Source organism: Bradyrhizobium sp. 21, assembly GCF_023073335.1.
GTDB lineage: Bacteria > Pseudomonadota > Alphaproteobacteria > Rhizobiales > Xanthobacteraceae > Bradyrhizobium.
On sequence record NZ_JADPJG010000023.1, the window covers coordinates 20,809 to 38,987 of the forward strand.

Here is an 18,179-nt window from a genome sequence, read left to right on the forward strand (position 1 = left end):
GAAGATCTGGAGGAAACATGATCCGATGGTTGGTCGGCCTGATCGGCCTGGGTCTTGCTGCGACGAGCGCGCTCGCGGCCGATCCCGTCATGATCGGCGTCGGCTATCTCGGCGTCGCCGGCGCCAGATCGACGCTGTCGCTGGTCGAGCAGCCCGCGGAGAATGACGGCGTCGCCGGCGCGCGCCTCGCCATCGAGGACAACAACACCACCGGAAAATTCCTCAACCAGCGTTTTGCGCTGGAGGAGCGGCGTATCAAGGAGGGCGAGGATGTCGTGCAGGCCGCGACCGACCTCGCCGCACGCAACGGCTTTGTCATCGCCGACCTGCCGGCTGATGCGCTGCTGAAGGTCGCAGATGCCCTGCGCGAGCGCGGCACGCTGCTGTTCAACGCCGGGGCGATCGACGAGCGGCTGCGCGAGGCCGATTGCCGCGCCAATGTCATCCACACCGCGCCGACGCGCGCGATGCTCGCCGATGCGCTCGGCCAATATCTGGTGTGGAAGCAGTGGAAGCGCTGGCTGCTGGTGGTCGGCTCGCATGACGAGGACAAGCTGTTCGCCGACGCGCTCCGGCGCACGGCGACCCGGTTCGGGGCCAAGATCGTGCAGGAGCGCAGCTTCGAGGACAAGGGCGGCGCGCGCCGCACGGACTCCGGCGTGACGCAGATCCAGCGGCAGATGCCGGTGTTCACGCAACAGGCACCGGCCTATGACGTGCTCGTCGCCGCCGACGAGAGCGAGGTATTCGCTGCCTATTTGCCCTATCGCACCTGGGACCCGCGCCCCGTCGCGGGCTCGGCCGGCCTCGTGGCGCGAAGCTGGGACGCGGCACAGGACCAGTGGGGCGCGATCCAGATGCAGAACCGCTTCATCAAGCTGAATTCGCGGCGCATGAGCGCGCTCGACATGCAGGCCTGGACCGCGGTGCGCATGCTTGGGGAAGCCACCTCGCGCACCAATTCGGGCGACGTCAAGAAGGTCACCGATTTCATCAAGGGTCCGGATTTCTCGGTCGCGGCCTTCAAGGGCACAAAGCTGACGCTGCGCGACTGGAACCTGCAATTGCGCCAGCCGATCCTGCTGGTCGACGGCCGCATGGTGGTGTCGGTCTCGCCGCAGGAAGGTTTTCTGCACCAGGTCTCCGAACTCGATACGCTCGGCTATGACCGTCCGGAGAGCAAATGCAAATTGAAGTGAGGATGATGATGTCGCGCATGTGGCGTGTTGGGCTCTTGTCCGGGCTGACACTCGCCGCAGCGCCGGCGCATGCGTTCATCGCCTATGTCTCGAACGAGAAGAGCAACACGGTGTCCGTGATCGACACCGAGAGCTGGACCGTGACCAAGACCATCAAGGTCGGCCAGCGCCCGCGCGGCATCGATTTCACGCGCGACGGCAAGTTCGTGATGGTCGCGGTCGGCGACGACGACACCATCCAGATGATCGACGCCAAGACGCAAAGCGTGGTGGACAGCCTGCCCTCCGGGCCCGACCCGGAATTGTTCGCCCAGGATGCCGCCGGCAAGATACTCTATGTCGCCAACGAGAACGACAACACGGTGACCGTGATCGACCTCGAAAAGCGCGCCCGCCTCGGCGACATCCAGGTCGGGGTAGAGCCCGAGGGCATGACCATCAGCCCCGACGGCAAGACGCTGATCAACACGTCCGAGACGACCAACATGGCCCATTTCATCGACACATCGTCGCGCCAGATCGTCGCCAACGTGCTGGTCGACGCGCGGCCGCGCTTTGCCGAATTCAAGCACGACGCGTCCGAATTGTGGGTGTCCTCGGAGATCGGCGGCACGGTCTCGGTGATCGATCCCGGCAAGCACGAGGTGATCGGCAAGGTCAATTTCGAAATCCCGGGATTGAGGAAGGAGGCCATCCAGCCGGTCGGCATCGGCATGACCAAAGACGACAAGACCGCCTTCGTCGCGCTCGGTCCAGCCAACCGCGTCGCCGTGGTCGATACCGCCTCGCGCAAGGTGACGAAATACCTGCTGGTGGGACAGCGGGTCTGGCACATGGCGTTCACGCCGGACGAGAAATATCTGCTCACCACCAACGGCGTCTCGAACGATGTCTCGGTGATCGACGTCGCCGCGCAAAAAGTGATCAAGACCATTCAGGTGGGCGAACTGCCCTGGGGCATCACGATCGCGCCATGACCAGCCCCGCTCCCATCGCCGAACACCGCGAGACGCCACGGCCCGATCCGGCGGCGATACCGACAATCACGAGCAGCGGCGTCGCGGCACTGTCGATCGACAGCGTCAGCCACGCCTATGGCCCGCGCCGCGCGCTGATGGACGTCTCCTTCAACGTACAGCCCGCGAGCTTCACAGCGCTGCTCGGACTCAATGGCGCCGGCAAGAGCACGCTGTTCTCGCTGATCACACGCCTGTTCGGCATCCAGTCCGGCCGCGCCTCCATCTTCGGCCATGACATCAGCAAGAACCCCGGCGAGGCGCTGCGGCTGCTCGGTGTCGTGTTCCAGCCACGCACGCTCGATCTCGATCTGTCGCTGACGCAGAATTTGCTCTATCACGCAGCTCTCCACGGCATCAGCCGCCGCGAAGCGGCCACGCGCACCGCTGAACTGCTCGGCCGCATCGGGCTTGCCGAGCGCGCCGGCAGCAAGGTGCGCGATCTCTCGGGCGGGCAGATGCGGCGGCTGGAGATCGCCCGCGCACTGTTGCACCGGCCGCGCCTGCTATTGCTGGACGAGCCGACCGTAGGCCTCGACGTCAAGGCGCGCGCCGACATCATCAGCCATGTCCGCCAACTCGTGACCGAGCAAGGCATCGGCGTGCTCTGGGCCACGCATCTGTTCGACGAGATCATGCCCGGTGACGACCTCGTGGTGCTGCATCAGGGCAAGGTGCTGGCGCAGGGGCCGATGAGCCTCGTGGTCGCGGAGGCCGGCGCGCAGGACGTCAACACCGCCTTCATGCGCCTGACCGGTGCGCAGACCATGCCCGGAGGCGGCGCATGAGCAGCATCACAACACGCGGGGCGCCGCGCGGATTCTCGTTCCAGGAATACATGACCTGCCTCACCGGCATCGTCTGGCGCGAAGGCCTGCGCTTCCTGCATCAGCGCGAGCGCTTCGTCTCGGCGCTGGTGCGGCCGCTGGTGTGGCTGTTCATCTTCGCCGCCGGCTTCCGCCAGGTGCTCGGTATCTCCATCATCCCGCCTTACGAGACCTACATCCTCTACGAGGTCTTCATCGCGCCAGGGCTGATGGCGATGATCCAGCTCTTCAACGGCATGCAATCCTCGCTGTCGATGGTCTATGACCGCGAGATGGGCAACATGCGCACGCTGCTGGTGAGCCCGCTGCCGCGCGGCTTCCTGCTGTTCTGCAAGCTGCTCGCGGGCACCGCAGTGTCGCTGCTCCAGGTCTATGCGTTCCTGCTGATCGCCTGGTTCTGGGACATCACTCCGCCTCCGATCGGCTATCTCACCGTGCTGCCGGCACTGATCCTGTCCGGCCTGATGCTGGGCTCGCTCGGCATGCTGATCTCTTCCGGCATCAAGCAGCTCGAAAGCTTCGCCGGCGTGATGAACTTCGTGATCTTCCCGATGTTCTTCGCCTCCTCCGCGCTCTACCCGCTCTGGCGCGTACAGGAGGGCAGCCCCTATCTCTATTATCTCTGCGAGGCCAATCCGTTCACCCATGCGGTCGAGCTGATCCGTTTTGCGCTGTACGGACAGATCAACTGGGTCTCGCTGGCGGTGGTCGCCAGCTGCACAATCGTGTTCATGATCGGGGCGATCTATGCCTATGATCCCTCGCGCGGGCTGGCGCGACGAGGCCCCGCGGGAGGCGAAGGATGAAGGTTCGGGTTCTGGCCATGGCCGCTCTGCTGCTTGCAGTCGCGAGCACGGCGGCACGCGCGGCCGATCCGCGCTATCCCGACTGGCCCTGCACGCAGGCAAAAGTGCCGGAGATCTCGCTTGCCGCCGTCTGGGCCGGCCCGGCACTCGATGACGTGCAGAACAAGTGGAAGGACGACGCCAAGGTGAGCGCGCTGGTCACGAAACTGTCGGCGCGCAAGACCCCGCTGGACGAAGCCGAGAGATCGGTGAAGGAGTTTTTGGCGGGCTCCGCGGCCGACAAGACCGCGAATGCGAAGCTGCTGTTCGCCGGTCTGTTCGACACGCTCAACGCCCAGCGCGCCCAGGTCATGAACGGGCTCGAACGCGTCAGCCGCAAGCAGCGCGAAGCCGCCGACAAGATCCGCGAGGAGTCGATTCAGCTCCAGGCGCTCCAGGGCGCAACGCCTCCCGATGAGGCCAAAGTCGAAGCGCTCAGCAATGAGCTGATCTGGAAGACCCGCATTTTCGAGGACCGTCACAACGTTGTGCGGTTCGTCTGCGAGGTTCCAACCACGATCGACCAGCGCCTGTTCGCCCTCGGGCGGGTGATCCAGCAGGAAATGGAATAGCGTCAGCCTCGCTGACCGCTCGCACACAAGTTCCCGCAATCTCGACGCGACCGCCGGCCTTGGCCGCCCTATCTGCCGGAACCAAATCGATCTAGGATGGCTTGTCGATGTAAATCTCGAACGCCGGGAGGCCTCGATGGGAACAGCAAGATTCATCCTCGCAGGCGCTGCAGTCTTCAGCGTGCTCGCATCCAGCGCTTTTGCTGACGATCTGACCGGAATGGTCACGCGGATCGACCGCCTCAACGGCACGATATCGATCCAGCATACGCAGAAGGGCACGGTCGGCGGCAGCGCGGGCGGCGCCGGCGCGCTCCAGGAGTACAAGACCAAGGACGCAGCGATGCTGGATGCCGTCCATGCCGGCGATCGGGTGACGTACTCGGCGACCGACAATAACGGCACAGGCACGTTGACGACGCTGCAGAAGCAGTAAGGCCTACTGCTCCGGCCGCTGCTCCGGCTGCGCCTCCTCGGTCGGGAGCTTCGCGCGCTCCCAGCCGTCGGTGCCTTCGGGGTACCAGGCGACATTGGTGTAGCCGTAAGTCAATGCGCGCTTGGCGGCGTTCCAGGACATCCAGCAGTCGGCCAGGCAATAGATCACCAGCAGCGCGGCCTTGTTGCCATGCGAGGCACGCGCGAGGCCGCGCTGAAAATAGGCGTCCATGGCCGGCGGAAGCGCGCCGTAGCCGGTATCCGGCAGCCAGATGCTGCCGGGAATGTTTTTGCGCGGCGCCTCACGCCAGACGGTACCCTCAGGGAGGTTCTTCGGCTTCGGCGCGCGCGGCAGCACATCGATGAAGGCGCCGCTCTTCGCGTGCCAGATCTCCTCCGCCTCGGAAGTCGACAGCACGCGCGCGCGCGCCAGCGTCGCCGGTACCGGCGCGCGGTAATTGTCGGTGCGAAACCCCTCTGGCTCGAACGGCTCCTGCTGCTGCGCGAATGTCGGCACCGCGAACGCGGCAACGACGAGCGCGGCGGCAACATGCCGCCTCATGGCGCCTTCTTGGCCGTCTCCGCGCCGAGCGGCCGGTCGCTTTCGTCCAGCAGCGGAACGCCGAAGTCGAGCAGGATCTTGTTGATCTCGCCCTGGTTCTCCTGGATCAGCTTGTTGAGCTGCCGCTTCCAGTTCTGGTCGGCGGCACGCACGCCCATGCCGATGCGATAGACCAGTTTTGGCCCGGTGGTTTCCTTCACCAGCGGCGTGACGTGCATCGAGCCGGCCTTCTTCGCGTAGAACCCCGCCATCGGCCCCCACAGCACCCCGGCGTCGATCTTGCCGGCCGTGAGATCATCGACCATGGCCTGCGCCGAATTGTCGTAGCGAGTGTCGATCATCAACGGATAGGGTTTTGCGTCACCCATCAGCCCGGCAATCGCCATGTTGGTGGCCGGCGGCGTGCCGGCAACGATGCCAACACGCTTGCCCTTCAGCCTGGTATCCTCGAGGGTGTCGACCTCCTCGAGCCCGCCGCCAGCTTTCGCGACTAGCGCATAGCTCGTGCGGTAGTAAGGATTGGTCCCTTGTACGAGGTCATCGCCCTGGGGGAAGCCCATGATTACGTCGCAGCGATGCGAGCCGAGCGTCATCCGCACGAAGCCGGTGGCTTGCGGGAAAAAGACATAGTCGAGCTTCTTCTGGAGCTTGTCCGCAAACAGCTCGGCAAGCTTGTTCTCGAACCCCTCGCCCTTTTCATTCGAGAACGGCAGGTTGCGCGGATCGGCGCAGACGCGCAGCACCTTGGGATCGACCAGCTCGAACGAGAGGTCACCGGTTTCGCTGGTCTGCGCGGTCGCGACGTCGCCAAGCGCGCAAGACGCAATCAGGACACACAGTGAAAACAACCAGCGACGATGTCGCCCGGCCTCCGTCATCGCGCTTCCTCCTCGGTTTGTTTGAATGCTAGCCATGCAACGCATGACGCGCCATGTTTTGCCAGACTTTGTGCCGGCTTTGCTTTGTTGCAGTGCAATGCGCACAAACCCTTTGAACTGAGGCGGAAAAGTGTCTCGCATCGCTCTTGGGATCGCAGCCTTGTCCCTGCTGGTGACAGCGACGCTAGCACGCGCCGGCGTGGCTGAATTGCCTGTGAGCGAAGTCGCGCCGGGAATCTTCGTACACTCCGGGACCATCGCCCTGATGACGCGGGAGAACAAGGGCGCCATCGCCAATGTCGGCTTCATCGTCGGCGAGGACGCGGTGGCCGTGATCGATACCGGTGGTAGCCTTCGCGAGGGCGAGGCGCTGCTTGCGGCTGTGCGGGCGCGCACCAGCAAGCCGATCCGCTATGTCATCAACACCCACGGCCATCCCGATCATGTCTTCGGCAATGCAGCCTTCATTGCCGGGGACACCCGCTTCGTCGGCCATAGCCGGCTGCCGCAGGCGCTGGCGACGCGCGGGCCGTATTACCTGGATAATTTTAGACGCATCATGGGCGACGAATTGATCTCTCCCGTGAAGATCGTGCCACCCACCCTGCTCGTGAAGGACACAATGACGCTCGATCTCGGCTCGCGCCGCCTGACCTTGCGGGCATGGCCGGCCGGGCATAGCGACAGTGACCTGACCGTGTTGGACGAGACGAGCAAGACGCTGTTCGCTGGCGACCTCGTCTTCCTCCGCCATATTCCAGTGATGGACGGCAGCATTCGCGGCTGGCTCGGCATCCTTGGGGAACTTGCAAGCATTCAGGCGCAGCGAATCGTTCCCGGTCACGGACCCGTGAGCGAATGGCCTGCAGCGCTGACCGATGAACGGCGTTATCTGATGGCGCTGCTGGCGGACGTCCGCGCATCGAACAAGAAGGGCGAGCCGATCCGAACCGCCGCAGACAAGGCGGCCGCCTCGGAGCGGTCGCACTGGGACCTGTTCGAGGACTACAACGCCCGCAACGCAACCGCAGCATTTTCGGAAATTGAATGGGAGTAGCGAACGCGCTACGTTAGGCCCACTACTTCGTCCGCGGGACTATGACCATGACGGGATGCACACGCCGCCTGCCCCTGATCGCCTTGATCCTTGGCGTAGCCTTCGCTATGCCGGCGCAGGCTGAGGAGGCTTACGATCCCTGGCCGGGCCTGGTGCAGGACATCTTTAGCAATCGTCCGATCAACGACGGCAACGATGTGATCGCCATCGAGATGCCCTATCGCGCCGAGGACGCGGCCATCGTGCCGGTGACCCTGCGCAGCAAGCTATCGCCGGCCGATGCCCGCCGCATCCGTTCGATCACGCTGGTGATCGACCGCAACCCAGCGCCGATGGCGGCGAAGTTCGAACTGGGACCGGACGCCAACGTCACCGAGATCTCCACGCGCGTGCGCGTCAACAACTACACCGACGTCCATGCGGTCGCCGAGCTCAGCGACGGCCAGCTCTATGTCTCGAAAGTCTATGTGAAGGCCTCCGGCGGCTGCTCGGCGCCGGCAGCAAAGAACGCCGAGGAGGCCAACAACCGGCTCGGCCAGATTCGCTACCGGCAATTCGCGCGGGAGGAGGCGCCGGCCAGCCGCATCCGGGAAGCGCAGATCATGATCGGCCATCCCAATAATTCCGGCCTGCAGATGGACCAGGTCACGCAGCTCTATGTTCCGGCCTTCTTCGTCAACCAGCTGAAGCTGACGCAGGACGACAGTCCCGTGCTGTCGATGGAAGGCGGCATCTCGATCTCGGAAGATCCCAATCTGCGCTTCACCTATGTGTCCAACGGCGCGAAGCGCTTTCGCGCGGAGGCGAAGGATACGGATGGACACATATTCCGCAATGAGTGGGATGTGGAGAAGCCGGGGACGTGAGGCTACGGATGAGTGCGCGGTGAGAGACCCTCATCCGGCGCTTCGCGCCGCCTTCTCCCGCAAGGGATAAGGAAGATCGCGCCGTCTAAGCGGCTAAATCAGAAACACCTCACCTCGGCTTCCGCCTGCGCACGCCGCAAATCATTCACAGCCGAGTTCGCCTGCTCCGACGTGCGGAACTGGACGCCGAGATTGCCGCGCACCTGGGACATGCTGAGCGCGGTTTCCGCGGTGACATAGCGCTCATAGGACACGATCGAGGCCACAACGTCGATCGAGCAGGAGCATTGCTCGATCGACTGCCGGCTCTCGCCATTGGCCTTCATGCAGCCATAGACGTATTCGGCACGCGCCGACGTCGGATAATCATTGGCCTCCTCGGCCTGCGCCACGCATGCGGTTGCCGCCAGCGTCGCCAATGCGGCGACAATCAGTCGTAGCTGTCCCGCCAGATTCATGCCCGTCCTCCCACTGGTTGCGATCAAGGCTATGCTATGCGTAATGTCCTGAAAAGCACTCCTTCGAGGAAACGGCTCACAAGGTGATAAGAGTTTTTGGACGAACATTGGCGCTCGCGACGACGCTGGCGTTAACGCCAGCCGCAACCTGCCACGCCGCGGATACCATCCGCCTTGCGGTACAGAAGACCGGAACATTCTCCTGGGAGCTGGCCGCGATCCGCGCCGGTGGCCTCGACAAGGAGGCCGACCTGTCACTCGACGTCTCCGAGCTTGCGAGCCCCGAGGCCGGCAAGATCGCGCTCCGCGCCGGCAGTGCCGACATCATCCTGTCCGACTGGCTGTGGGTGTCGCGCGAGCGCGGGCTCGGCGCCAAGCTCACCTTCTATCCCTATTCCAGCGCGCTCGGCGCGGTCATGGTGCCCGCGTCCTCGCCGATCAAGTCGCTCGCCGATCTGAAGGGCCGCAAGCTCGCCATTGGCGGTGGTCCCATCGACAAGAGTTGGCTGCTGCTCCAGGCGCGGATGAAGCAGGACGGCATCGACCTGAAGTCGGAGGCGACCATCGTCTATGGCGCCCCGCCACTGATCGCCGCCAAGTCGCTCGACGGCGAGATGGATGCGAGCCTCAACTTCTGGAATTTCTGCGCCCAACTCGAGGCCAAGGGTTTCAGGCGCCTTGCCGGCATCGAGGATATTTTGCCGGAGTTGGGGGCCAAGGGAGCGGTCTCCGCTGTCGGCTACGTCTTCGACGAGAGCTGGGCGGCAAGCCATCGCGACGCAGTGGCGCGCTTCATCGCGATGACCCGCAAGGCCAAGCAGTTGCTGATCACATCCGATGCGGCCTGGGACAAGATCGCGCCGCTCACCGGAGCGACCGATCCGGCCATGCTCAAGACCTATCGCGAGCGCTACCGCGACGGCATTCCGCGCCGAAGCATCGACGACGAGGAAAAAGACGCGCGCGTGCTCTACCGCGTGCTCGCCGAGACCGGCGGACGCGACCTGGTCGGGCCGGCGGCCGAGCTCGATCCCGGCACGTTCTATCACGCAGTCCCCGGAGACTGAGGTGCTGCGTCTTCTCTCGTTTGCCTTGTTCCTCGCGATCTGGTGGATTGCCGCGTTGTTCGTCGGCGCCGCAAAGCTGCCCTCCCCGCCCGCCGTGCTCAATGTCATCATCGCGGAAGCCGCGAGCGGCGCGCTGTTCCTGCATCTCGGCGCCACGCTCGCGCGCGTCACCCTCGCCTTCGTGCTGGCGATGTCGCTCGGCAGCGCCATCGGCTACCTGATGGGACGGGTGAAGCTTGCGGACCGCCTCGGCGATCCCTGGCTGATCCTGCTGCTGAACCTCCCGGCGCTGGTCGTGATCGTGCTGGCCTATATCTGGGCGGGGCTCACCGAAGCCGCCGCGATCGCGGCGATCGCCATCAACAAGCTGCCAACCGCCGTCGTCACCTTGCGCGAGGGCACCCGCGCGCTCGACCGCTCGCTCGACGAGATGGCGACCGTATTCGCGATGCCGCGCTGGCGTGCCTTCCGCCACGTCGTGCTGCCGCAGCTGGCGCCCTATATCGCAGCCTCAGCCCGCTCCGGTCTGTCGCTGGTGTGGAAGATCGTGCTGGTCGCCGAACTCCTGGGACGGCCTAACGGTGTCGGCTTCGAGATCGGCGTCGCCTTCCAGCTGTTCGACACGCCGCGTCTGCTGGCTTATTCGCTGACCTTCGCCGCCGTCGTGCTCGTCATCGAAACCTTGCTGGTGCAGCCGTTCGAGGCCCGCGCAACGCGGTGGCGGCCCCGTGCGGCTTGAGGTCGATATCACAGGCAAGACCTTCAGGAGTGCCGCGGGCGAAACCCACGAGGTGCTGGCGCCGGTCAAGTTCGCGCTTCAATCCGGCGAAGTCGGCGTGCTGATCGGCCCGTCCGGCTGCGGCAAGAGCACGATGCTGCGCATCATCCTCGGGCTCGACCGCGATTTTCGCGGGACCGTCGCGCGGCCACCGGAAGCGCGGATCGGGATGGTGTTTCAGGAGCCGCGGCTGTTGCCGTGGCGCTCGGTCGAGCAGAACGTGCGGCTTGCGGCCCCCGATATCACTGATGCGAAGCTCGCCGAGCTGTTCAGGATCCTCGAACTGGATGCGCATCGCAGCCATTTTCCCGGCGAATTGTCATTAGGGTTGGCCCGGCGGGTCGCGCTCGCCCGCGCATTTGCGGTGGAGCCCGATCTGCTCGTGCTCGACGAGCCCCTCGCCTCGCTCGACGACGCACTCGCCGGCCGCCTGCGGGACGAGATCGCGACGCTGGTGGCGCGCCGTCCGGTGATGACGCTGCTCGTCACCCACAGCCTGGATGATGCGATCCGGCTCGCCGACCGCCTGTTCCTGCTGTCGCCGCGACCGGCACGCATCGTGCGGGAGGTGCCGATCGCCATCCCACGCGCGGAGCGCAGCGAGGCCGAGCTCGGCAGGATCAAGGCCGATCTCGCGGCGCCACCGCTTGAATCGAAATGAGAACTCGTGGTCAACTGAACCCAACGAGATTGTCGAGGAGGTTCACATGCGGCGTACGCTGATTGCGATCGGCATCCTGTTGGTTGCGATGCCGGGCGCGGCGCTCGCGCAAGCGAAGGGCAAAGGCATCCGGCTCTGGAATCTGACCACGGAGACGATCTCCGGCTTCCAGCTCTCGCCGGCCGGCAAGACCGAGTGGGGACCGAACCAGTGCCTGAACGACAAGGACAAGGAGGTCGACCACGACGAGCGGCTGCGCATCACCGGGATCGAGCCCGGCCGCTACGACGCCAGGGTCAGCTATGCCAATGCACGCCAGTGCATCGTCCGCGACATCGAGATCAAGGCCGATGCGGTGTTCTCGATCGCGGACAAGGATCTGAAGGACTGCAGCAAGTAGTGCTGCTGCCCTCATCCTGAGGAGCCTGCGGAGCAGGCGTCTCGAAGGATGGCCACCGGCGACAGCCGGGCCTTCATGGTTCGAGACGCGCGTTCCGCGCTCCTCACCATGAGGGTTGTGGGCGTCACGCCTTGTCGTTCCGATGCGGATATTCGCAGCGCCATCGCACCGCCTGCCACTTCGGATGGTCGCCGATCCATTGCGCGATATAGGGCGGCGCGGCCATCGCGCATTGCGTCGGCGACCCCGCATAGTTGAACACCAGATGCTGCTCCTCGCAGGTCGCAGGCGAGAGCAGCGCACACACAGTCACCACCAGGTCGATCGGGTTCATGCCGGGATCCTCGCAAAGGCGATCAAGATTAGCACCAAAGGTTACGTTCCACGGAGGGGGAAGTTTCAATCCGGCGCGAGAGAGGGGCCGCCGGGAACTCGCCTTCCTAGAAATTCACACCGAACACCAATCTCGCCTGATGCCGCTCGAAATTGACGAGGTCGAGATTGCCGCCTGCCCCGGCCGGACGCCCCCAGGCCTGCATGCTCCAGCTCATGGTCAGCCGCGCGCGCTCGGACAGCTGGAAATAAGCGGTCGGACCGACGAACAGCGCCTGGCCTGCGAACTCGCCGAGACCGATGCCTTCGTACTGCCGGAAGTAGCGCACCTCGCCGCCGAGCAGCACATCGGGCCGCACACGTACCATGCCCGCGAAGGCCGCGCCGATGGTGGAGCTTTTTTCGGACAGTCCCGCCACCTCGAAGCGCGCCCATTCGGGCTGATAGATCAAATTGAGCGCTCCTATGGCGAAGTTCGGGATCAGCTCGCGATCGAAGGCGAGCGTGAAATCGGTGCCGTACATGCGCCCTTTCGCGCCGCTGGTCTCGTCGATACGGTCGCCATGGAGCTCGGCGGCGACAGTCAGGCCAAACGGCGCACGCTCGCGGTCGAGCAGGCGATAGCGCAGGTCGAGCGAGGCGCCCTGAAAATTGAACTGGCGGCGGTCGTCGATATCGGGGACGCCGGTGATGTCGTGCAGCGTGGCGGTCCCGCCGACCTCGATGCGGAAGTTCGGCAGCGGCACGATCTCGATCTCGACCTCCTGGGACAGCGCGCGATAGGTCCCGCCGCCCTTGCCGAAGCGCCCCGTCGTTTGGGTCTGGAATTCGCGCTCGCCGGGATTGCCGACATCGGTGCCGATCATGAAGCCGAAGATATGCTCGGTATCAAAACCCTCTTCGGCGCTGACGCATGCCGGCACGAGCGCGACGGTGCAGGCGGCTATGGTCCGGACTATAGGGGCTCTCGCGCGCATCCCCGACACTACCACGGCTTCGACGGCGTTTGCCATCGAAGCCGCGGCAGGTCGTCAGTCTTACTTGCGCGAAGCGCAGGCGTACATGTTGATTTCCATGCCGACCGGCACTTCCACGATCTTCGGAGCTTTCCAGGCCATTCGGGGTCTCCCAAGGGATAGAGCGCGACATCGCGCGGGCCGAAACCTAGGGCTGCCTCACGCACAGCGCAAGCCTGGAATCGGACCACTGCTACTGCGAACTGTCGCATCGCGCTCGCAAATTTCCCTCTCGGGCAAAACGCCTTCGCTCCCAGTCAAGCGCGACTGCTCTCACCGCAACAATCGCTGCAGCGCGCGGCCGGCGCGCGAGTTCAGCTCCTTCGCATCCAGCGTTCCGTCCTTGTCGGGATTCGCTGCGTTGAAGCGCTGCTCCACCACCGAGAGATATTCGTCGAGCGTGAGAGTCCCGTCGCGATCGGGATCGGCGGCAGCGAGTTCTTTCGCCGTTAACCGTCCGCGCAACTCGCGCGCGTCGAGCGTGCCGTCGTGATCGGGATCGAGCTTGGCGAATAACGCGGCGGCGGCCTTCTTCACTTCGGCAAGATCGAGTGTGCCGTCATTGTCGGTGTCGAACATTTTTACGGAGCTGCCGGATGCCGACCAGGCCGGACCGGACAGCACTGCCATCGTGAGCGCAAGCGCAACAGAACGACGCGATATCATCAAAACCTCCCTAACCAAGAGCCCAGATTCGAGCCGGATCGAAACGACATAAGTCCACAAGCGGGCTTCGGTTCAAGCCCCGAATTGCAGCCGGCGCACCGCACAACTCGCGGAACCCGAGAGGCTGCGCGCGGCGGCCCGCAGCGGCACTGCATCATGCCGCGGAATTTCTTCAGCGCCTGAGCGCAAGTGAGAGTCGATTGTAAGGTTTCTGTCAGGTGACCGACATCTGGCGTCCAACATATCGGCAACACGCTTGCGACTTTCGTATTGACGCGTTTTGCATTCGGGCGGAGTGTTGCTACCGCAGCGTCAAAAGGCGCGCATATTGGGGAGGAACGGATGAAACGCTTTGCGATGGCCGCGAGCCTCGTCATGCTTGCATCGAATTGTGCAAATGCACAAACCAGCGAGCAGCTGGTCAAGGGCGCGACCGATACGTCGAACGTTCTCAACTACGGGATGGGCTACAATCTCCAGCGTTTCTCGACGCTGAACCAGATCAACAAGGACAGCGTCAAGAACCTTGTCCCGGTCTGGAACTACTCTTTCAACGACGATCGCAGCGAGGAATCGCAGCCGCTGGTGTACCAGGGCGTGATCTACGTGACCTCCCACAACGCCACGATGGCGGTCGACGCCAAGACCGGCAAGCAGATCTGGAAGAGCAAGATCGAGTATCCCGCCGAGACGCCGCGCATCGTTTGCTGCGGTATCATCAATCGCGGCGCCGCACTCTACGACGGCAAGGTGATCCGCACCACGCTCGACGCCAACGTGATCGCGCTCGACGCCAAGGACGGTAAGGAGCTGTGGCGGCAGAAGGCGGCCGACATCAAGGAAGGTTATTCGATGACGGTGGCGCCGCTGGTCGCCGACGGCGTCGTGATCACCGGCATTTCCGGCGCCGAGTTCGGCACCCGCGGCTTCATCGACGGCTGGGATCCGGCGACAGGCAAGCATCTCTGGCGCACCCATTCGATCCCCTCGCCGGACGAGCCCGGCGGCGACACCTGGAAGGGCGACACCTGGAAGCTCGGCGGTGGCTCGACCTGGATCACGGGCTCCTATGATCCCGAGCTGAACACCGTCTATTGGGGCATCGGCAATCCCGGGCCGTTCAACTCGGCGGTGCGTCCGGGCGACAATCTGTACACCTGCTCCGTGCTGGCGATGGATCCCAAGACCGGCAAGATCAAGTGGCACTACCAGTTCTCGCCGAACAATCCGTTCGACTATGACAGCGTGGCCGAGATGGTCCTCGCCGACATGAATGTCGAGGGCAAGCCGACCAAGGTGCTGATGGACGCCAACCGCAACGGCTTCTTCTACGTGCTCGACCGCACCAACGGAAAGCTGCTTGCGGCCAATCCTTACGTGAAGGTGAATTGGGCGACCGGCATCGACATGAAGACCGGTAAACCGATGGAGACCGACGTTTCGAAAGAGGCGCGCGAGGGCAAGAAAGTCACAGTCTATCCGTCGATCCTCGGCGGCAAGAACTGGGAGCCGATGTCGTTCAACCCGCAGACCGGCCTCGCCTACGCCAACACGCTGGCCTTCGGCGGCCGGTACAAGACCGAGCCCGTTACCTTCAAGCAGGGCGAATGGTATCTCGGCATGGACCTGACCGATCTCTGGGAGTGGGGTGACGGCCCGCGCGGCCATCTCAAGGCGATCGATCCCATGACCGGCAAGTCGAAGTGGGAAGCGCCGAGCGACATTCCGCGCTTCTCGGGCGTGCTGTCGACGGCCGGGGGCGTCGTGTTCTCGGGCGCGCTGACCGGCGAGTTCGAGGCCTTCGACGCCGACACCGGCAAGAAGCTCTGGCAGTTCCAGACCGGCTCCGGCATCGAGGGACAACCGGTGACCTGGCAGCAGGACGGCGTGCAGTATGTCGCCGTCACCAGCGGTTATGGCGGCGTCTACTCGCTGTTTTCCGGCGACGAGCGGCTTGCCAAGGTGCCGCCCGGCGGCTCGCTGTGGGTCTTTGCGGTCAAGCAGTAACCGCGGCGCGATGCCAAGGGACGTATCTCACAGGACGGTGGCGATCTTCGCCGCCGTCGCGGTGCTCGCGGTCGCGCTTGCGGCGACCGTTCGTGCCGCGGACGACGCAACCGGCAATCCGCTTCAGGCACAGATCGACCATGGCAAGTCGACCTATGCCGAGAAATGCTCGCACTGCCACGGCCCCAATCTGATGAACCCCGGCACCATCACGCCGGACCTGCGCGCCCTTCCCGACGACAGGACACGCTTCGTCACCACGGTGAAGAACGGCAAGAACAACAAGATGCCGCCCTGGGCCGACATCCTCAGCGACGACGAGATCGGGGCCCTCTGGGCCTTCATCTCGAGCCGGAGAAAGCCATGAAAACCGGGCTCGCCGGGTGGAGCGTTGCCGCGATCCTCGCGGCGGCTACGGCTGCGCGTGCGGCCGATGAGCCCCTGAAAGTCTGCCTCGATGCGGACCGGCCGCCATTGTCGGTTCATCACAAGGGCAAGCCGGATTCCGGCTTCGACGTGCTGCTGGCGCAGGCGATCGCGGAGCGGATGGGACGGCCGCTGGAAATCCAGGGGTTCGAGAGCAAGCTGGATGAGGATTCCAGCCCGCAGCTCGAGGCCAATGCGCTGCTGTCCGACGGGCGCTGCTCGTTGGTCGGCGGCTACGCGCTGACGACGGATTCCCTCGTCAAGCCCGGAATGAAGACGGCGCGCTTGCCGGATTTCGCCGGGGCCACCCGCGACGACCGGCGCCGCCGCGTCGCGCTCGGCGTGCTCGCGCCAAGCCAGCCTTACGTCTATTCGCCGATGACGGTCGTGCTCGGGCCGAAGGCGCAGGGCCGCAAAATCGGCGGCGTCGGCGACCTCGCCGGCCTTCGTCTCGCGATCGAGAGCGGCTCGCTCGGCGATGCGATCCTGATGACCTTCGACAACGGACGCCTGATCGACGACATCACCCATCTCGTCCCCGGCCGCGACGACCTCCTCGGCGCGCTCCAGCGCGGCGACTATGACGCGACGCTGATCGATCTCGGCCGCTTCGACGCCCATCGCGCCGCGCACCCTGATACTGCGATCACCGCGTCCGGCTATTATTATCCGATCGGGGCCAATCGCGGCTATGTCGGGCTCGCCAGCGATGGCGCGCTGATCGACACCGTCAACAAGGCGCTGACCGGGCTTGCTGCGGAGGGCAAGATCGTCGAATTCGGCAGGCAGGCGGGACTGACCTATCTGCCGCCGCGGGAGCCTGCGATCCTCGGCGACGTCTGGATGAAGATCATTCAGCGGTGACGGGAGACGCTCTCGTGCCCCGGACGCGCTGCAACGCCCTTTAGCGCTGGGCTGCGTCCGGGGCAGAACGGCGTCGACTCGCCTAGTCCCACCAGGCCCAGTATGATGCCTGCGTTTCAGTCGCCCTTTCGGTGCCACCGGTGATTTCCCCGACCCTCGCCACCGCCGCAAGGCTGCGCGATCTCCTCGCCCGCGAAATCAAGACCGGCGAGCTGGTGCGGGCGCTGATCGTCGTCGGCCCGACGGTGGCCGCCTATTTCATCTCGCGCGAGACGGCGCTGCTCAATCTGGGACTGGTCGCGGTGTCGCTGCTCATTCCCGCGCTCAGGCAGCACTTTCCGCCAAAGGTGATCGCGTGGCACTACCTCGCCATCCTCGTCACCTTTGCCGCGCTCTTCCTCGCCGCGCCGATCAAGCCGCTATTCGTCGTGCTGACCGCGCTTGCCGGCTTCCTTGCGGTGGCGGGGACGCGCCATGGCGAACATTTCCGCACCCTCGGCAATTGGGTGTTCATCCCCGCCGTCTATCTCGCCTGCGAAGTGCGGGAGGGCGTCAGTGCGTCCGAAGCGCTGCGTCATGCCGGCGCGATCATCGTCTCCTCTCCGATTGCACTGGCGCTGGTCTGCTCTATCCAGATCTACGACCAGCGGCGACGCGGCAACGCCGCGACCTCGTTCGGACCGCCCGCGGCCGAATGGTTTCTGCCCGCAGCGGCAACCGCCATGGCGGTGTTCGCCGCGGCGGCGCTGGTCGAGATCCTCGATCTCGCGCAGGGGCAATGGGTGATGTGGTCGGCCGCAAGCGTCGTGGTCGGCGATCTCGCCGCTTCCACCGGCAAGCTGAAGCAGCGGGCGATCGGCGCCTTCGTCGGCGTGCCGCTCGGCTTCCTTACCGGCCTTCTGCTGCCGCCAAGCCGAATCGGCTATGCGGTCGCGATTCTCGCGGCCACCCTCACGCTGATCTCGTTCTCGCGCTATATCGTCGGCTTCGGACTGCGCTGCTTCTTCATTGCGCTGGCAGCATCCTTTGCCGGCGGCGCCAGCGGCATCGCGGAGCAGCGCATCGTCAACGTGCTGATCGGCGGCACCTTTGGTCTCGTTGCGGTGGCCCTGACCGAGACCGTCTGGCGACGGGTCATGCAAAGGGCACGATCACCGGGGTGACGCGGAAATGGGCACCGCCTCATCGATGCGCCAATCTGTCTCGCCTGTCGTCCATGGCAGAGGCGAACTGATGCAGTACCTTC

23 protein-coding genes are annotated in these 18,179 nt (G+C 64.6%); 16 read left to right on the forward strand and 7 right to left on the reverse strand.

Features of this window, described 5'->3' with window-relative positions:
• The first annotated feature begins 17 nt into the window (after positions 1-17).
• The 6 genes from IVB31_RS20800 (at position 18) to IVB31_RS20825 (ending at position 4,895) form a co-directional block, all read left to right on the forward strand.
• Positions 18-1,199: an ABC transporter substrate-binding protein gene (locus IVB31_RS20800; protein WP_247326281.1), complete on the forward strand. Its 1,182-nt coding sequence runs from the start codon at positions 18-20 to the stop codon at positions 1,197-1,199.
• Positions 1,200-1,207: 8 nt separating this feature from the next.
• Positions 1,208-2,176, forward strand: a complete 969-nt coding sequence (locus IVB31_RS20805) for a YVTN family beta-propeller repeat protein (protein ID WP_247326487.1) — start codon at positions 1,208-1,210, stop codon at positions 2,174-2,176.
• Positions 2,173-3,003: an ABC transporter ATP-binding protein gene (locus IVB31_RS20810; protein WP_247326286.1), complete on the forward strand. Its 831-nt coding sequence runs from the start codon at positions 2,173-2,175 to the stop codon at positions 3,001-3,003. The genes IVB31_RS20805 and IVB31_RS20810 overlap by 4 nt, the downstream gene beginning before the upstream one ends.
• Entirely contained in the window at positions 3,000-3,848 is an 849-nt protein-coding gene (locus IVB31_RS20815; protein WP_247326288.1) for an ABC transporter permease, read from the forward strand. The genes IVB31_RS20810 and IVB31_RS20815 overlap by 4 nt, the downstream gene beginning before the upstream one ends.
• Positions 3,845-4,459 (forward strand): hypothetical protein, encoded by a 615-nt coding sequence (locus IVB31_RS20820; protein ID WP_247326291.1) that lies wholly within the window; start codon positions 3,845-3,847, stop codon positions 4,457-4,459. The genes IVB31_RS20815 and IVB31_RS20820 overlap by 4 nt, the downstream gene beginning before the upstream one ends.
• A 136-nt stretch (positions 4,460-4,595) precedes the next feature.
• Complete coding sequence (locus IVB31_RS20825; RefSeq protein ID WP_247326293.1) at positions 4,596-4,895, forward strand: copper-binding protein; 300 nt, start codon at positions 4,596-4,598, stop codon at positions 4,893-4,895.
• Between the two features lie 3 nt (positions 4,896-4,898).
• Here IVB31_RS20825 and IVB31_RS20830 read toward each other — a convergent pair whose 3' ends face one another.
• The gene (locus tag IVB31_RS20830) at positions 4,899-5,456 is read right to left on the reverse strand and encodes a PQQ-dependent catabolism-associated CXXCW motif protein (protein WP_247326296.1); all 558 of its coding nucleotides are present in this window, start codon (positions 5,454-5,456) and stop codon (positions 4,899-4,901) included.
• The gene (locus IVB31_RS20835) at positions 5,453-6,334 is read right to left on the reverse strand and encodes a substrate-binding domain-containing protein (protein ID WP_247326307.1); all 882 of its coding nucleotides are present in this window, start codon (positions 6,332-6,334) and stop codon (positions 5,453-5,455) included. The genes IVB31_RS20830 and IVB31_RS20835 overlap by 4 nt, the downstream gene beginning before the upstream one ends.
• Before the next feature lie 130 nt (positions 6,335-6,464).
• On the opposite strand from IVB31_RS20835, the gene IVB31_RS20840 reads away from it, so the two are divergent.
• Both IVB31_RS20840 and IVB31_RS20845 read left to right on the forward strand, forming a co-directional pair.
• A complete protein-coding gene (locus IVB31_RS20840) occupies positions 6,465-7,391 on the forward strand; it encodes a quinoprotein relay system zinc metallohydrolase 2 (RefSeq protein ID WP_247326312.1) in 927 nt (308 codons plus the stop codon).
• Positions 7,392-7,438: 47 nt separating this feature from the next.
• Positions 7,439-8,257, forward strand: a complete 819-nt coding sequence (locus IVB31_RS20845) for a quinoprotein dehydrogenase-associated SoxYZ-like carrier (RefSeq protein ID WP_247326315.1) — start codon at positions 7,439-7,441, stop codon at positions 8,255-8,257.
• 98 nt (positions 8,258-8,355) lie between these two features.
• Here IVB31_RS20845 and IVB31_RS20850 read toward each other — a convergent pair whose 3' ends face one another.
• Entirely contained in the window at positions 8,356-8,715 is a 360-nt protein-coding gene (locus IVB31_RS20850; protein WP_247326317.1) for a hypothetical protein, read from the reverse strand.
• Positions 8,716-8,822: 107 nt separating this feature from the next.
• On the opposite strand from IVB31_RS20850, the gene IVB31_RS20855 reads away from it, so the two are divergent.
• Genes IVB31_RS20855 through IVB31_RS20870 form a run of 4 tightly spaced genes read left to right on the forward strand, consistent with a single transcriptional unit; the run spans position 8,823 to position 11,621 of the window.
• On the forward strand, positions 8,823-9,782 hold the full coding sequence (locus tag IVB31_RS20855; protein WP_247326321.1) for an ABC transporter substrate-binding protein: 960 nt from the start codon (positions 8,823-8,825) through the stop codon (positions 9,780-9,782).
• Between the two features lies 1 nt (position 9,783).
• Entirely contained in the window at positions 9,784-10,521 is a 738-nt protein-coding gene (locus IVB31_RS20860; protein ID WP_247326322.1) for an ABC transporter permease subunit, read from the forward strand.
• Positions 10,511-11,221, forward strand: a complete 711-nt coding sequence (locus IVB31_RS20865; protein ID WP_247326328.1) for an ATP-binding cassette domain-containing protein — start codon at positions 10,511-10,513, stop codon at positions 11,219-11,221. Before IVB31_RS20860 ends, IVB31_RS20865 begins: the two co-directional genes overlap by 11 nt.
• Before the next feature lie 46 nt (positions 11,222-11,267).
• A complete protein-coding gene (locus IVB31_RS20870) occupies positions 11,268-11,621 on the forward strand; it encodes a hypothetical protein (protein ID WP_247326331.1) in 354 nt (117 codons plus the stop codon).
• 124 nt (positions 11,622-11,745) lie between these two features.
• Here IVB31_RS20870 and IVB31_RS20875 read toward each other — a convergent pair whose 3' ends face one another.
• The 4 genes from IVB31_RS20875 to IVB31_RS20890 form a co-directional block, all read right to left on the reverse strand.
• Positions 11,746-11,955 carry a hypothetical protein gene (locus IVB31_RS20875; RefSeq protein ID WP_247326334.1) on the reverse strand — a complete coding sequence of 70 codons (210 nt, stop codon included), beginning with the start codon at positions 11,953-11,955 and terminating at the stop codon, positions 11,746-11,748.
• Between the two features lie 106 nt (positions 11,956-12,061).
• The gene (locus tag IVB31_RS20880) at positions 12,062-12,967 is read right to left on the reverse strand and encodes a hypothetical protein (protein ID WP_247326337.1); all 906 of its coding nucleotides are present in this window, start codon (positions 12,965-12,967) and stop codon (positions 12,062-12,064) included.
• 24 nt (positions 12,968-12,991) lie between these two features.
• Complete coding sequence (gene pqqA, locus IVB31_RS20885; protein WP_008562446.1) at positions 12,992-13,072, reverse strand: pyrroloquinoline quinone precursor peptide PqqA; 81 nt, start codon at positions 13,070-13,072, stop codon at positions 12,992-12,994.
• Positions 13,073-13,243: 171 nt separating this feature from the next.
• On the reverse strand, positions 13,244-13,636 hold the full coding sequence (locus IVB31_RS20890) for a calcium-binding protein (protein ID WP_247326340.1): 393 nt from the start codon (positions 13,634-13,636) through the stop codon (positions 13,244-13,246).
• A gap of 342 nt (positions 13,637-13,978) precedes the next feature.
• Between IVB31_RS20890 and IVB31_RS20895 the strand changes: the two genes are divergently transcribed.
• From IVB31_RS20895 to IVB31_RS20910, 4 genes are all read left to right on the forward strand, one after another.
• Positions 13,979-15,643, forward strand: a complete 1,665-nt coding sequence (locus IVB31_RS20895; RefSeq protein ID WP_247326343.1) for a methanol/ethanol family PQQ-dependent dehydrogenase — start codon at positions 13,979-13,981, stop codon at positions 15,641-15,643.
• Between the two features lie 10 nt (positions 15,644-15,653).
• Entirely contained in the window at positions 15,654-16,010 is a 357-nt protein-coding gene (locus tag IVB31_RS20900) for a cytochrome c (protein ID WP_247326345.1), read from the forward strand.
• Positions 16,007-16,933, forward strand: a complete 927-nt coding sequence (locus IVB31_RS20905) for a transporter substrate-binding domain-containing protein (RefSeq protein WP_247326348.1) — start codon at positions 16,007-16,009, stop codon at positions 16,931-16,933. Before IVB31_RS20900 ends, IVB31_RS20905 begins: the two co-directional genes overlap by 4 nt.
• A gap of 140 nt (positions 16,934-17,073) precedes the next feature.
• Positions 17,074-18,096, forward strand: coding sequence for an FUSC family protein (locus IVB31_RS20910; protein ID WP_247326352.1), 1,023 nt, complete (start codon positions 17,074-17,076; stop codon positions 18,094-18,096).
• Positions 18,097-18,179: the final 83 nt, after the last annotated feature.

Excerpts from the sequence above, each read along its gene's own strand:
- IVB31_RS20800 (WP_247326281.1), top strand. The coding sequence starts at position 18 with ATGATCCGATGGTTGGTCGGCCTGATCGGCCTGGGTCTTGCTGCGACG.
- IVB31_RS20805 (WP_247326487.1), top strand. The coding sequence starts at position 1,208 with ATGTCGCGCATGTGGCGTGTTGGGCTCTTGTCCGGGCTGACACTCGCC.
- IVB31_RS20810 (WP_247326286.1), top strand. The coding sequence starts at position 2,173 with ATGACCAGCCCCGCTCCCATCGCCGAACACCGCGAGACGCCACGGCCC.
- IVB31_RS20815 (WP_247326288.1), top strand. The coding sequence starts at position 3,000 with ATGAGCAGCATCACAACACGCGGGGCGCCGCGCGGATTCTCGTTCCAG.
- IVB31_RS20820 (WP_247326291.1), top strand. The coding sequence starts at position 3,845 with ATGAAGGTTCGGGTTCTGGCCATGGCCGCTCTGCTGCTTGCAGTCGCG.
- IVB31_RS20825 (WP_247326293.1), top strand. The coding sequence starts at position 4,596 with ATGGGAACAGCAAGATTCATCCTCGCAGGCGCTGCAGTCTTCAGCGTG.
- IVB31_RS20830 (WP_247326296.1), bottom strand. The coding sequence starts at position 5,456 with ATGAGGCGGCATGTTGCCGCCGCGCTCGTCGTTGCCGCGTTCGCGGTG.
- IVB31_RS20835 (WP_247326307.1), bottom strand. The coding sequence starts at position 6,334 with ATGACGGAGGCCGGGCGACATCGTCGCTGGTTGTTTTCACTGTGTGTC.
- IVB31_RS20845 (WP_247326315.1), top strand. The coding sequence starts at position 7,439 with ATGACGGGATGCACACGCCGCCTGCCCCTGATCGCCTTGATCCTTGGC.
- IVB31_RS20850 (WP_247326317.1), bottom strand. The coding sequence starts at position 8,715 with ATGAATCTGGCGGGACAGCTACGACTGATTGTCGCCGCATTGGCGACG.
- IVB31_RS20870 (WP_247326331.1), top strand. The coding sequence starts at position 11,268 with ATGCGGCGTACGCTGATTGCGATCGGCATCCTGTTGGTTGCGATGCCG.
- IVB31_RS20875 (WP_247326334.1), bottom strand. The coding sequence starts at position 11,955 with ATGAACCCGATCGACCTGGTGGTGACTGTGTGTGCGCTGCTCTCGCCT.
- IVB31_RS20880 (WP_247326337.1), bottom strand. The coding sequence starts at position 12,967 with ATGGCAAACGCCGTCGAAGCCGTGGTAGTGTCGGGGATGCGCGCGAGA.
- pqqA (WP_008562446.1), bottom strand. The coding sequence starts at position 13,072 with ATGGCCTGGAAAGCTCCGAAGATCGTGGAAGTGCCGGTCGGCATGGAA.
- IVB31_RS20890 (WP_247326340.1), bottom strand. The coding sequence starts at position 13,636 with ATGATATCGCGTCGTTCTGTTGCGCTTGCGCTCACGATGGCAGTGCTG.
- IVB31_RS20895 (WP_247326343.1), top strand. The coding sequence starts at position 13,979 with ATGAAACGCTTTGCGATGGCCGCGAGCCTCGTCATGCTTGCATCGAAT.
- IVB31_RS20900 (WP_247326345.1), top strand. The coding sequence starts at position 15,654 with ATGCCAAGGGACGTATCTCACAGGACGGTGGCGATCTTCGCCGCCGTC.
- IVB31_RS20905 (WP_247326348.1), top strand. The coding sequence starts at position 16,007 with ATGAAAACCGGGCTCGCCGGGTGGAGCGTTGCCGCGATCCTCGCGGCG.